The sequence below is a fragment of the Nocardiopsis sp. CNS-639 genome (assembly GCF_000381685.1).
Taxonomy (GTDB): Bacteria; Actinomycetota; Actinomycetes; order Streptosporangiales; family Streptosporangiaceae; genus Nocardiopsis; species Nocardiopsis dassonvillei.
Genome location: NZ_KB906856.1, coordinates 422,831 through 435,869 on the forward strand (window position 1 = coordinate 422,831; position 13,039 = coordinate 435,869).

9 protein-coding genes are annotated in these 13,039 nt (G+C 72.7%); 6 read left to right on the forward strand and 3 right to left on the reverse strand.

Annotated elements, in window-relative coordinates; translation table 11 throughout:
• Positions 1 to 205: 205 nt before the first annotated feature.
• The 3 genes from G011_RS0107285 to thpR all read left to right on the forward strand — a co-directional run bounded on the left by G011_RS0107285 (position 206) and on the right by thpR (position 4,061).
• Positions 206 to 1,678, forward strand: coding sequence for an NCS2 family permease (locus G011_RS0107285; protein WP_026338106.1), 1,473 nt, complete (start codon positions 206 to 208; stop codon positions 1,676 to 1,678).
• A 169-nt stretch (positions 1,679 to 1,847) separates the two neighbouring features.
• Positions 1,848 to 3,278 carry an MFS transporter gene (locus tag G011_RS0107290; protein WP_019607899.1) on the forward strand — a complete coding sequence of 477 codons (1,431 nt, stop codon included), beginning with the start codon at positions 1,848 to 1,850 and terminating at the stop codon, positions 3,276 to 3,278.
• 192 nt (positions 3,279 to 3,470) lie between these two features.
• The gene (gene thpR, locus G011_RS0107295) at positions 3,471 to 4,061 is read left to right on the forward strand and encodes an RNA 2',3'-cyclic phosphodiesterase (protein WP_019607900.1); all 591 of its coding nucleotides are present in this window, start codon (positions 3,471 to 3,473) and stop codon (positions 4,059 to 4,061) included.
• Between the two features lie 190 nt (positions 4,062 to 4,251).
• On the opposite strand, the gene G011_RS0107305 is transcribed toward thpR, so the two are convergent.
• Entirely contained in the window at positions 4,252 to 4,977 is a 726-nt protein-coding gene (locus G011_RS0107305) for a 3-keto-5-aminohexanoate cleavage protein (protein ID WP_019607901.1), read from the reverse strand.
• A 92-nt stretch (positions 4,978 to 5,069) separates the two neighbouring features.
• Here G011_RS0107305 and G011_RS0107310 point away from each other — a divergent pair, with 92 nt between their 5' ends.
• On the forward strand, positions 5,070 to 6,131 hold the full coding sequence (locus G011_RS0107310) for a hypothetical protein (RefSeq protein ID WP_019607902.1): 1,062 nt from the start codon (positions 5,070 to 5,072) through the stop codon (positions 6,129 to 6,131).
• A gap of 4 nt (positions 6,132 to 6,135) precedes the next feature.
• On the opposite strand, the gene G011_RS0107315 is transcribed toward G011_RS0107310, so the two are convergent.
• Both G011_RS0107315 and serC read right to left on the reverse strand, forming a co-directional pair.
• On the reverse strand, positions 6,136 to 7,137 hold the full coding sequence (locus G011_RS0107315) for a glycerophosphodiester phosphodiesterase family protein (protein WP_019607903.1): 1,002 nt from the start codon (positions 7,135 to 7,137) through the stop codon (positions 6,136 to 6,138).
• Between the two features lie 92 nt (positions 7,138 to 7,229).
• Positions 7,230 to 8,360, reverse strand: coding sequence for a phosphoserine transaminase (gene serC, locus G011_RS0107320; RefSeq protein WP_019607904.1), 1,131 nt, complete (start codon positions 8,358 to 8,360; stop codon positions 7,230 to 7,232).
• A 227-nt stretch (positions 8,361 to 8,587) separates the two neighbouring features.
• On the opposite strand from serC, the gene G011_RS0107325 reads away from it, so the two are divergent.
• Both G011_RS0107325 and pdxH read left to right on the forward strand, forming a co-directional pair.
• Entirely contained in the window at positions 8,588 to 12,181 is a 3,594-nt protein-coding gene (locus G011_RS0107325) for an ABC transporter substrate-binding protein (RefSeq protein WP_026338107.1), read from the forward strand.
• A 51-nt stretch (positions 12,182 to 12,232) separates the two neighbouring features.
• Positions 12,233 to 12,886 (forward strand): pyridoxamine 5'-phosphate oxidase, encoded by a 654-nt coding sequence (gene pdxH / locus G011_RS0107330; protein ID WP_019607905.1) that lies wholly within the window; start codon positions 12,233 to 12,235, stop codon positions 12,884 to 12,886.
• The last annotated feature ends 153 nt before the right edge of the window (positions 12,887 to 13,039 follow it).

The window sequence follows — 13,039 nt, forward strand, 5'->3', positions numbered from 1 at the left end:
GCGCACCGGCGAGGGGCGGGCGCGCACGCCGGACCGCCCCGCCGCGTGGGGACGGATTCGTCACATCCGAAGAGCCGATCCTCCGGCCCTATGGTCTTTCCTACGAAAACCCAGGGAAACGCGTGGCCGGTGTTGTGTGAACATGCAACTAATCTGACGCAGAATCCTTCTTGTCCAGTAAGTACGACCAGGTCAGGCTGACGACGTGAAAACTCCAAGTCCATCCCCCAGCGGTACCGGCAAGACACCGTCGGGCCGCCTCGACCGCTACTTCCGCATCTCCGAGCGCGGGTCCACCTTCGGCACCGAGGTGCGGGGCGGTCTGGCGACCTTCTTCGCCATGGCCTACGTCATCGTGCTCAACCCCCTGATCCTGCACAACACCGCCGACGTCAACGGCGAGGTCCTGGAGATCCCGCAGCTCGTCGCCGTCACCGCCCTGGTCGCCGCGATCAGCAGCGTCCTCATGGGCGTGGTCAGCCGCTACCCGTTCGCGCTCGCCGCGGGCATGGGGCTCAACGCCGTCGTGGCCTACGGGGTCGCGCCGCTGATGCCCTGGTCCGACGTCTTCCTGCTGCTCATCGTCGAGGGCCTCATCCTCACGGTCCTGGTCATGACCGGGTTCCGCTCCGCCGTCTTCGCCGCCATCCCCGGCGGTCTGAAGATCGCCATCGGCGTCGGCGTGGGCCTGTTCCTCACGATCATCGGCTTCGCCAACTCCGGCTTCGTCCAGGGCGGCGGCGGCACCATCCTCAGCCTGGGCAGCGGCGGCCTGAACACCCTGCCCCTGCTGATCTTCGTCATCGGCCTGCTGGTCACCATCGGGCTCTACGTGCGCAAGGTCCCCGGCGCGATGCTCATCGGCATCGCCGTCTCCACGGTCGCGGCCATCGCGGTGGAGGCCCTGGCGGGCGACCGCGTCCTGGCCTGGCAGCTGGCGGGCGGCGACCCCGACGGGCCGACTCCGACCCTGCCGGGCTCCGTCGGCGACATCGTCGCGCTGCCCGACTTCTCCCTCGTCGGCATGTTCCTCGACGGCGGCTTCAACTTCCTGGCCCGCTGGTCCGACATCGGTGTCGCCACCGTCGTGATGCTGCTGCTCACACTGATGCTGGCCGACTTCTTCGACACCATGGGCACCATGGTCGGCGTCGCCCACCAGGCCGACCTGGTCGACGAGAACGGCAACATGCCGGGGACCCGCGAGGTCCTGGCCATCGACGCCTTCGGCACCGTCTTCGGCGGCGCGGCCTCGGCCTCCATCGCCACGGTCTACGCGGAGTCGGCGGCGGGCGTCGCCGAGGGCGCGCGCACCGGCCTCGCCCCGATCGTCACCGGCCTGATGATGCTCGTCGCGACGTTCTTCTCGCCGCTGGTCACCATCGTGCCGTTCGAGGCCGCCACCCCGGTGCTCATCATCGTCGGCTTCATGATGCTGGTGCCGGTGGTCAAGATCGACTTCACGGACCCGGCCGTGGGCCTGGCGTCGTTCTTCGCGATCGTGATCATGCCCTTCACCTACTCGATCGCCAACGGCATCGGGATGGCGTTCATCGTCTACACGTTCGTCAGCCTGGTCCAGGGCAGGCCGCGCCAGGTGCACCCGCTCGTGTGGGCGGTCTCGGCCGTCTTCCTGATCCACTTCGCCGAGGCGCCGATCAACGCCCTGATCGGCTGAGGCACGGCTTTCGCGCCGTCCGGGAATTCCGGCGGCGGTGAACGGCGTTGACTCCAGTGATGAGTCAACGCCGTTTACTTATTTGCCCGCTTTGTCCACCCGGCCGAGATCGAAGCCGACCGCCGATGGCCGCATCAGTCCCTCCCCTCGCGTCCGAGGGGAGGGACTGATGCGGCGTATCGCCATGTTCCGGTCCCTGGCCAACCGCAACTACCGGCTGTACGCCCTGGGCCAGCTGCTGTCCAACCCCGGCACGTGGATGCAGCGCATCGCGCAGGACTGGCTGGTCCTCCAGCTCAGCGGGGGCAGCGGTATCGCGCTCGGCATGACCACCGCCCTCCAGTTCCTGCCGCTGCTCCTCTTCGGGCTGTGGGGCGGGGCGCTGGTCGACCGGCTGGACAAGCGCAGGCTGCTGGTGTGCACCCAGGCCGCCATGGGCGTGCTCGCGGTCGGCCTCGGAATCCTGGCCACCGCGGGGGCCGCGCAGGTCTGGCACGTGTACCTGTTCGCCTTCGTGCTCGGCATGATCACCGTGCTCGACAACCCCGGGCGGCAGGCCTTCGTCCCGGAGATGGTCGAGCGCGAGCACCTGTCCAACGCCATCGCGCTCAACAGCGCCAGCTTCCAGCTCGGCCGGGTGACCGGTCCGGCCGTCGCCGGCCTGCTCATCGCGGTCATCGGCAGTGGACCGGTCTTCCTCATCAACGGCGCGTCGTTCGGGTTCACCATCCTCGCCCTGATGATGATCCGCACCTCCGAGCTCAACCCCACCGAGCGGGTGGCCCGGGGCAAGGGGCAGATCCGGGAGGGGCTGCGCTACATCGGCGGCAGACGCGACCTGGTCCTGCTGCTGGTGCTGGCCGCCGCCACGCAGTTCTTCGGCGCCAACAGCCAGAACCAGATCGCGCTGATGGTCAACAACGTGTTCGAGGCCGGAGCCGACGCGTTCGGCGTGGCCGCCGCCTTCCTGGCCGTCGGCGCCCTCGCCGGCGCCCTGCTGGCCGCCCGCCGAGACCGGCCCCGGCTGCGGCTGGTGCTGATCGGGTCGCTGGCCTTCGGCGCGCTCCAGGTCGTCGCCGGGCTCATGCCCGGCTACGTGCCGTTCGTCCTGGTGCTGGTGCCCATGGGCGTGGCCTTCATGACGTACGTGACCACGCTCAACGCCACCTTCCAGCTCAGCGTGGACCCGCGGATGCGCGGACGCGTCATGAGCATGTTCCTGCTGGTGTTCATGGGCGTGGCGCCCATCGGCGCGCCCGTGGTGGGCCTGCTCGCCGACACCTTCGGCCCGGAGACGAGCCTGGTCATCGGCGGTGCGGTGACCCTCGTGGTCGTCACGGTCATCTCCGCCCTGCTCTTCCGTGCCAAGGGCGTGCGCCCGCGCGACGTGCTCCCGGGGCGGCGTTCCTCCGCGGACGCGGAGACCGCCGAGGAGGCAATCGCCGAGGAGGAGACCGCGGAGACCGGGAGCGAACGCGAGGAGGCCCCGGAGGCGGAGCGCGAGCGGGTGGACGCCGAGCGCCTTCCGGACGGCTCCACCCGGGTCCGCCTCGTCCCGGACGGGGACGGGACCCGACCGGACACGGTCACCCGTACCTGAGACTCCCGGTCGTGCCCCGCCGTCCTCGGGGCACGACCGGGGGGCCGTTCCGGTCCTGCGGAGCCCGTGTCGCCGCCGAACCGGCCGCTCGCGGGCCCGGCGGGCTCCGGCGTGCTTTCCGGGGAACGGACCCGGAGCCCCCGGCAGACCGCGACTGCCGGGCAGACCGCAGCTCCCGGGGACAATGGGGGCATGAGACTGTTCGCGGCACTGGACCCGCCCCCCGACACGGCGCACGCGCTGCGCCGGGCCGTCGACCGGGGCCGCGGCCGCACCCCCGGCCTGCGCTGGGCCGATCCCGGCGAGTGGCACCTCACCCTGGTCTTCCTCGGCGAGGTGGACGAGGCCCTCCTGCCCGCGCTCGGCGACGCCCTCGGCCGGGAGGCCCGCGGGCACCGGCCCTTCCACATCACAGCCGAGGGCTGGGGAGCCTTTCCGGGCGACCTCCGCCGCGCCTCCGTGCTCTGGGCCGGACTCGGCGGCGACACCGCCTCCCTCCACGCCCTCGCCGACGGACTGCGCGCCGCCGCCGCCGAAGTCGGCGTACCCGTCGAGAACCGCCCCTACGTGCCGCACATCACGGTGGCCCGCAGCCGTCCCGCGCGCGACCTCACCGGAACCGCCGACGCCCTCGGCGCACTGCCCGGCCACGGGTGGCCGGTCCGCGAGGCGCATCTCGTGGAGAGCAGGCCGGAGCGGGAGGACCGCTACCGAACCGTCCGGACCTGGCGGTTAGGCTGGGAGGCGGATCCCACCCGACCTCCTGAGCGGAGCACGTCATGAGCATGCTCACCAACAACCGCAAGCAGCGCTGGCTGCTGCCCGTGGTTCTGGGGGGCATCATGCTCATCGTGCTCCTGGGCGCCCTCGTCGGCTGAGCCGCCGCACGGCGGCCCCCGACCGGCGTGCGCCAGGCCGACGACGGCGGCCCGCCCCCGCCCCGACGGTCACCGGCCGCTCCGCCGTCCCGGGGTCACGCGGAGGCGGAGGCCAGGCTCACCGCGCGCGTGATCAGGTCCGCGTTGTCGTACGCCTCCCCGCCGTCGGGCAGGCGCATGGTGTCCTCCAACCCCATCCGGATGTCGTAGCCCGAGGCCACCGCCGTCTCCAGGACGGGCCAGGCCGTCGCGTCGGCCCCGTGCAGCAGCCGCGGCTGGTTCGCCCCCGCCCGGTCCAGCAGGGAGCAGATCGCCTCGGCGTTGCGCCGGGCGTCCTCCACCGCGACCTGCGTGGGCTCCACCAGCACCGCCGCCACCCTGAGCTTCGTGGCGACGAGGATACGCGCGGCCTCCACCGTCCACACCCCGGCCTCCACCCCGATCCGGCGGTCCTCCAGCAGGTGCGCCAGGTCCACCGAGCCCGCCTCGTGCAGGTTCACGGTGACCGAGTCCGGCAGCGCCGACGAGGCCCAGCGCTGCACCAGGTCGTAGCGCCGCCACGGATCCGACTCCGCCGACAGCGACGTGGTCAGCGACACCGGCACCCGCGGCCCGTCGGCGCGCAGCCGCTCCATGAGCGGGCCCACCACCTGGGGCGCCAGCGACTCGGCCCCGGTGGGGTCGCGCGGATGCAGGTGCAGCTCGGTCGCACCCGCCGCCACCACCGCGTGCGCGTCCGCCACCAGCTGGTCCACGGACACGGGCAGGGCGGGGTGCGCTCCGGGGCGGCGGTCCCCGTTGAGACAGGCGACGATCCTCATGGGTGCCCTCCTAACGGCGCTCCGTAAGCCCAATGTGCCCGTTACCGCACGGGTACAAGCCATCCGTGGCGTTCCCTGGCAGGATGTCGGTCATGAGAACTCCGCTCGTTCTTGCCGCCGCAGCCCTCTTCGCGACCCTCCCGGCCGCCCCGGCCCTGGCCTTCCCCGAGGACCCGAGCGACCCCGGCACCGGTGGTGTCGACTACCCCCGCGGAGGCGAGGGGCCCGAGGGCTCCGAGATCGCCTTCGAGTTCCAGGACCCGAGGATCTCCGAGTCCAGTGGAATCGCCCCCTCCCTGCTGCACGAAGGCGTGTGGTGGACCCACAACGACAGCGGCGAGCACCTGAACGAGGTGTACGCGGTCGACGAGGAGGGGCACACCCTCGCCACGGTCACGCTGAACCTGGACCGCCGTGACTGGGAGGCGATCACCGTCGCCGAGGCCCCCGACGGGACGCCGTCGGTCCTGGTGGCCGACATCGGCGACAACTTCGACGGAGGCTGGCCCGACGTCAGCGTCCACCGCTTCCCCGAACCCGGGGCGCTCGCCGACACGGCGGTCGACCCGCAGGTGTTCACCTTCACCTACGAGGACGGGGGACGCGACGCCGAGTCGCTGATGGTCGACCCCCGCGACGGCCGGATGTACGTGGTGACCAAGGAGTTCTCCGGCGGCCTGTACGCCGCGCCCGAGGAGCTCGAACCGGGGGCCGAGCACGTCCTGGAGCGGATCGACTCGGCGCCCCTGTTCGCCACCGACGCCGCCTTCAGCCCGGACGGCAGCCGCTACGTGGTCCGCACCTACTGGGGGGCCACGGTCTACGACGCCACCGGGGGCGTGCCCGGCTCCTCCCTGGGCGCCTTCGACCTGCCCGAGTCCGACCAGGGCGAGGCCATCGCCTTCACCCCCGACGGCACCGCCCTCATGGCCGGGACCGAGGGGCCCGGGGCGCCGGTCTGGCGGATCCCGCTGGAGGACCGCTACCTCGCCGAGGAGCCCCCGGTACGGGAGGTCGCCGCGCGGGAGACGCCCGCGGGGGAGGACGGGACCGTCGAACCCGAGACGCGGGGGGCGCTGCCCTTCATCGTGGGCGGCGGCGCGGTCGCCGCCCTGGTCATCGTCGCGATCGTTCTGCTGGCCCGACGGGGCTGACCCCCTATCCCTCGGGCTGCGGGTCCAGGAAGTGCTCGCGCGCCAGGAAGGCGTGCCGGGAGAAGTCGGTGAACACGCCGTCCACCCCGGCCTCGAAGAAGGCCTCGTACTCGGCGGCGAAGGAGCCGTAGTCGCCCGGTTCGCCTTCCGAGCGCAGCTCGGCGGGAAGGAAGTGGTTCTCGCTGCGGAACGTGTACGGGTGCACCAGGAGCCCGGCCGCGTGCGCGTTCTCCACCAGGTCGGTCGGCTCCCCGAGCACCCCGTCCTCCACGGGCACGACCAGGCTCTTGGCCGGGCCGATCGCGTGCGCGAACGTCGCCACCTCGGCCAGGCCGTCCGGTGTGGTGTGGTGCAGCCAGTGCTCCTCGGCGCCCATGAGGTAGACCAGCGGCAGCTCCGTCACGGCCAGCTTGCGCAGGCTGTCGGCCTCGAAGGACTGGAGGAACACCGGCACCAGCGGCTCCGGGCCCGTCAGCCCCGCCTCGCGCAGGACCTCGATCAGCACCGGCTCCAGCTCCAGGCCCTGCGCCTCGTGGTAGGCGGGGTGCTTGGTCTCGGGGTAGATCCCGATCGGGCGACCCAGCTCCTTGGTCAGCGCCAGCGCCAGCTCGATGACCTCCTCCAGGGTCGGGATCCCGTAGGTCCCGTCCATCACGGCGTTGTCCGCGCGCACGTCCCGGAGGCGCTCCACCGCGCGCAGCGTCCGGATCTCCTCCAGCGTGAAGTCCTGGGCGAAGAACCCGGTCACCTCGCGCCCGTCGACGGTGCGCGTGGTGCGCCGGTCGGCGAACTCGGGGCGCTCGGCCACGTCCGTGGTCCCGCCGATCTCCTGCTCGTGGCGGCAGACCAGCCTCCCGTCCCTGGTCGAGACCAGGTCCATCTCGATGAAGTCGCCGCCGTGCCGGGCCCCCAGCTCGTAGGAGGCCAGCGTGTGCTCGGGGCGGTGCCCCGACGCACCGCGGTGCGAGATGATCTTGATGGGGGGTTCCTTCTTGTTCCTGCGCACAGCCGAACCGTCCTGAGAAGCGAGATGCCGGGAAAAGGGGGAGGCCGACCCGACGCGGGTCGGCCTCCATTGTGCAATGCGGGACGAACGGGTCAGGACAGCTCGGTGAGCACGTGGTCCACGCACTCGGTGAGCGCGCGCACGTCGTCCGGGTCGATCGCCGGGAACATGGCCACGCGCAGCTGGTTGCGGCCCAGCTTGCGGTAGGGCTCGGTGTCGACCACGCCGTTGGCGCGCAGGACCCGGGCCACCGCGGCGGCGTCCACGTCGTCGCTGAAGTCGATGGTGCCGACCACCTGGGAGCGCTTGGACGGGTCGGTGACGAACGGCGTCGCGACCGGCGACTTCTCCGCCCAGTCGTAGAGGACCGAGGAGGACTCGGCGGTGCGCGCCACGGTCCACTCCAGCCCGCCCTGCCCGTTCATCCACTCCAGCTGCTCGGCGAGCAGCAGCAGCGTGGCCACGGCCGGGGTGTTGTAGGTCTGGTCCTTGCGGGAGTTGTCGATCGCCGTGGGCAGCGAGAAGAACTCCGGCACGTAGCGGCCGCTCGCCGCGATCTCCTCCACGCGGGCCAGGGCCCGGGGCGACATGACGGCCAGCCACAGCCCGCCGTCGGCGGCGAAGCTCTTCTGCGGCGCGAAGTAGTAGACGTCGGTCTCGGCGATGTCGACCGGCAGGCCGCCCGCGCCGCTGGTGGCGTCCACGAGGACGAGCGCGTCCTCGTCGGCGCCCGCCACGCGCCTGATGGGCGCGGCCACACCGGTGGACGTCTCGTTGTGGGTCAGCGCGTACACGTCCACGCCGGCCTCGGCCACGGGCTCGCCGTGGCTGCCCGGGTCGGTGCTGATGACGGTGGGCTCCTGGAGCCAGGGCGCGCCCTTGGCGACCTTCGCGAACTTGCTGGAGAACTCTCCGAAGGCCAGGTGCTGGGACTTCTCGCGCAGCAGGCCGTGCGCGGCGATGTCCCAGAAGGCGGTGGTGCCGCCGTTGCCGAGGACCACCTCGTAGCCGTCGGGGAGGGAGAACAGCTCGCTCACCCCGGAGCGCACCCGGGAGACCAGGGACTTGACCGGCTTCTGCCGGTGGGAGGTGCCCATGTAGCGGGAGCCGGAGGCGGCCAGGGCCTCGATCTGGGCGGGGCGGACTTTGGACGGGCCACTGCCGAAACGGCCGTCGGAGGGCAGCAGGTTCGCGGGGATCTGAATCTCGTCGGTCACGACCACCAGCGTAGTGGCGGTGGAGGCGGCGGGGCCGGTCAGGGCAGCTGTTGGGACGCCCGAAACGAAGCGGGGAAGCGGGCGCTATGTCACGTTCCCAAAGGTTCTGGCCGGTATAGGCCAGTCGCATTTCCATTCATACAGGTGCATTTTTCGCTAGGAGTGCGGTCTTATGGGAGGGGTTTCGGGGGGAACGCCAGAACACGACGCGCGATACGGAGGGGCGTCCACACGTGGCCGACAGCAGCACCGACCCCGAGACCGCACACGGGCGTGAGGGCAGCGCCTTCCTGCGGGTCTTCGACGCCCTGCGCGTGCGCCCCACACGGGCCGACACCCGCCTCATGGGCAGGATGGAGCGGCGGGCCGCCCGCAGGCTCCCCGTCGGCAACCGCGGCGGCGCCCAGCGCGGCGACGTGGCCGAGCCCCCGCCTGTGCTCGACCTGGAACTGGAGGAGGGCGCCGACCGCGAGGCCCTGCTGCGGGTGCTCACCGAGCGCTGCGGCGACCAGCCGGTCTGGCGGCTGCCCCTGGGCCCCTCCGGCGCCCCCGCGCCCGGGGCGCGGTCCCGGGCGCACGAGGCCCACGCCACCACCGAGGAGCTCTACGACCTGATGTCGGGCCTGCTGGCCGAGGCCGACGCCGTACGGCCCGCCAAGGAGCGCGGGCGCAGACCCCCGCCCTGGCCCCGCTTCGCGCGGCTGCGCTCCCTGCTGTGGCTGCGCGTGTGCAGGCTCGGCGCCATCCGCTCCGCGGTCTCGGGGGAGGAGGTCGTCCAGGACGAGGCCGACCTCGACGCCAACGCCAAGGCGCAGATCTACGTCGTCGCCGAGCTGAGCCGGGCCAAGCTCGAACACGGCCGGGGCTCGGACCGCGACGCCGACCGGGCGGCGGACGACACCGGGGCCGTGCGCCGCTACCCCCACCGCCTGCGCTCGGGCCTGCGCGGCCTCTACGACCGCGCCTTCCAGCGGACCGCCGTGTTCGTCGCCCGCCTCACCGGCCGGGTGACCTTCGGCAAGGCCGACACACACGTGCTCACCCCCTGGGGCTTCCTCCTCAACCTCGCCACCCTGGCCGCGCCCGTCATCCTGGGCGGTGTCGTCGCCGGTGTCTTCGGTCTCGTGCTCCAGGGGCTGAACAACCTGGTCACGTTGGGCGTGGGCCTGCTGCTGGCGGTCGTCTACGCCTGCCTCGGCCTCTTCCTCGTCCTGCCCTGGCGCTCCTACCGCTGGCTCAACCACCACCGGTACGTGGTGGACACCCAGGCCGCCAGCGACGACAAGGAGTCGGTTCCCCGCAACCACCGCGCCCGCGGCGTCCACGTCCTCAACCTGCTCAACCGCCGACGCCTCACCGGACGCCTCGTCCGCGACCCCGGGGCCGACGGAGAACGCGGTGAGCCCGGCGGGGCCGGGGACGGCCGCCCTCCCGAGCGCCCCGACACCACGCCCGCGCACGACGGCTGGTGGGCGTCCCTGGCCCCGCGCCGCCGACGGCACGCGGTCGTCGCGGTCGTGCCCCCGCAGGAGCGGCCCGAGCGCGGGAAGGACGACGACGCCGCCGAACGCCCGCGCGGAGAGCGTCCGCCCGGCGTCCACCGGCTCGCCGTCAACGCCTTCCTCGACGACCTCGCGCACACCCACGGCGGCTCCCCGGGACGCCGCCCGTTCTCCCCGCGCCGCGGGCGCCGCCAGCGCCCCGTGCTCCTCGTGGACCAGGACCGCCTCGACCGGGTCGGCCACTACCTGGTCCGCCTCATCGAGGACGAGCGGCTGCGCCGCGCCTTCCCCGACCCCCTGCTCGTCGTGCAGGTGCGCGACCGCGGCACCCGGCCGCTGGTGGACGACCGGGTGGACGTCGCCCGCTACCCCACGCTGCCCGAGGCCGAGAACGGCAGCCGCCCCGAGGAGGCGGTGTCGCGGTGGCTGCGCGAGCGCCACGCCGCCGGGGTGCTGGGCCGCTCCCGACTGCTCACCCAGCGGATCCCGGCCGACTCCTCCACCTGGGTGGGCAACCCCGACCCGCCCGAACGCGCCCGGGTGCTCACCGCCGGTGCGATCACCGGGGTCGCGGCCACGGCGACCGCCGCGGTCACCGCCGTCGCCGTCCTGGCCCTGTGGGTGGTCGGCCCGGTCGTGGCCGAGCGCTTCAACCCGTGCGCGTCGGGCGGGGTCTGGACACCCCGGGGCATCGAACGGCACGGCAAGGACTGCGTCGGGGTGACCTTCGGCGACTTCGTCTTCCACGAGCGCCTGCGCGAGGTCACCGAGCGCATCCACGAGCAGAACGAGCTGATCGACGAGGACGACGAGAACCACGTCACCATCGCCTACGTCGCCGAACTCAGCACCACCGGCGGCAGCGACCTGTCCCTGGCCGGGGTCCAGGGCGAGCTGTTGGGCCTGGCCCACCAGCAGGCCGAGCACAACGCCTCGGGCGACGCCTCCCTCCCCCGGATCAAGATCCTGATCGCCAACACCGGCGAGGGCTGGCGGTACGCGCGCGAGACCGCCGAGACGATCGTCGAACGCGCCCAGGACGAGGGCCTGGGCATGGACCGGCCCGTGGCCGCCGTCGGCTTCGGCCACAGCGTCCAGCCCAACACCGAGGCCGTCCGCGTCCTCAGCGGGGCCCGGATCCCCATGGTCGGCACCACCGCCACCTTCGACGACGTGGCCATGGAGACCTCGGGCAAGTACAGCCAGTACTTCTTCCCCGTGGCGCCCTCCAACACCCGCCTGGCCGACCAGGCCGCCCTGTGGGCCTACCGCGGCGTGCCGTGGACGGGCGAGGGGCTGGCCGAGGGGCAGGAGCCCGAGTCGCTGGGCCCCGCCCGCACCGCCGTGGCCATCGCCGACAACCAGGAGGGGGAGAGCTACGGCCCCCACTTGGCAGTGAGGTTCATGAATGCCTTCCGCGCCCTGGGCGGCCAGCCCTGGACGGACGGCGGGGAGGCCCACCCCGTCACCCTCGCCGACGGCGGCGCCGACCCCTTCCCCGGCGTGCTGCCCTACCAGGACGGCGGCCCCACCCAGGCCGACCAGCTGTCGCGGGTGTGCGCCGAGGACCCGCCCGACGTCATCTACTTCGCGGGCCGCTCCACCGACTTCATGGACTTCCACAACCAGATCCAGGAGGAGGGGATGTGCGTGGAGGCCGGGGTCGACATCCTCGGCGGGGACGACATCGCCAAGTTCGTCACCGACCACGCCGAGACGCTCGGCCACGCCTCCGGGTACCCCGTCTTCTACACCCCGCTCGCCGCCAGCGGCGCCTGGAGCCAGTACACGCGCGGCAGCGAGCGCGCCTTCTACGCCGAGGCCGACGCCCTCATCAGGGAGCTCTACAACGGCCAGGAGGAGGACGAGGAGACCGGGGAGGAGCGGGAGCGGGGGACCGACGCCGAGGCCGTGGCGGCCGACGGCGGCATGCCCTCGATCACCCACGCCGCCGTCGCCCACGACGCGCTCAAGGTGGTCTCACGCGCGCTGCGGGGCATCTCCCACCCCCTCCCCGAGAGCGACGGGCCCCGGGAGGCCTCGGCCGCGCCCACCGAGCGGCCCTCGCCGTTCCTGGGCACCGACACCGGGTACGAGCAGGAGCAGCAGGCGCTCGTGGAGAACATCCAGGGCACGCACAACCTGTCCGCCGTCTCCGGCTACCTCGGCTTCGGGGAGCCCTCCGAGGGCAACTGGTACCGCGACCGCATGGTCCAGCTCGTCGTGGTCGGCCCGCTGGGCTCGGACGGCGAACGCCAGCACGTGATCGCCGCCTGCGGCCAGGTCAGCACGGGCACGGTCGACCCCGGACCGGCGTGCGCCTGACGCGCGGGTCCGGGTGGCGCGCGCGGCACCCGGCACGAGAGGATGCCCCGTGTGGACCACCAAGACCCCGCCGAACTGCGCAAACCGTACCTGGGCGCGCCCCTGAGGCGCTCTGTCCTCGCCGACCACCCCATGACGCAGTTCCACCTGTGGTTCGACGAGGCCTACGACTCCGGACTGGCCGAACCCAACGCCATGGTCCTGGCGTCCGTGGAGCCCTCGGGCATGCCCCGCGCCCGCACCGTGCTGATGAAGGGCTACGACAGCACCGGACTGCGCTTCTTCACCAACTACACCTCCCGCAAGGGACGGGCCCTGGAGGCCGACCCGCGCGCCAGCGCGGTCTTCCCCTGGCACGCCATCCGGCGCCAGGTCCTGCTGGCCGGACGGGTGGAGCGGCTCAGCGACGAGGAGAACGACCGCTACTTCGCCTCGCGCCCGCGCGGCTCCCAGCTGGGAGCCTGGGCCAGCGAGCGCCAGTCGCGGCCGGTGGCGGACCGGGCCGAACTCGACCGGCTCTACCGGGAGTTCGACACGGTCTGGGCCGCCGAGGAGGAGATCCCCCGGCCCGCCTACTGGGGCGGCTTCCGGCTCGTGCCGAGCGAGGTGGAGTTCTGGCAGGGCGGTGCCGACCGCATGCACGACCGGTTCCGCTACCTGCGCGAACCCGACGGCTCCTGGAGCGTGGAGCGCCTGGCGCCCTGACCGGGCCGTCCGGTGACGCGCCCGTCGCGCGCCGCTCCCGAGAGTGATCTTGGCCGCTTCGTACGGGAGTTCGGGGCCCGTTCCCGCAGGTGGGCGACGGCCCGGCGCCCCTCCGGCGCACGCGGTGGGCTGGAAGGCCCCCGTCCGCGTGAC

Excerpts from the sequence above, each read along its gene's own strand:
- G011_RS0107290 (WP_019607899.1), top strand. The coding sequence starts at position 1,848 with ATGCGGCGTATCGCCATGTTCCGGTCCCTGGCCAACCGCAACTACCGG.
- thpR (WP_019607900.1), top strand. The coding sequence starts at position 3,471 with ATGAGACTGTTCGCGGCACTGGACCCGCCCCCCGACACGGCGCACGCG.
- G011_RS0107305 (WP_019607901.1), bottom strand. The coding sequence starts at position 4,977 with ATGAGGATCGTCGCCTGTCTCAACGGGGACCGCCGCCCCGGAGCGCAC.
- G011_RS0107310 (WP_019607902.1), top strand. The coding sequence starts at position 5,070 with ATGAGAACTCCGCTCGTTCTTGCCGCCGCAGCCCTCTTCGCGACCCTC.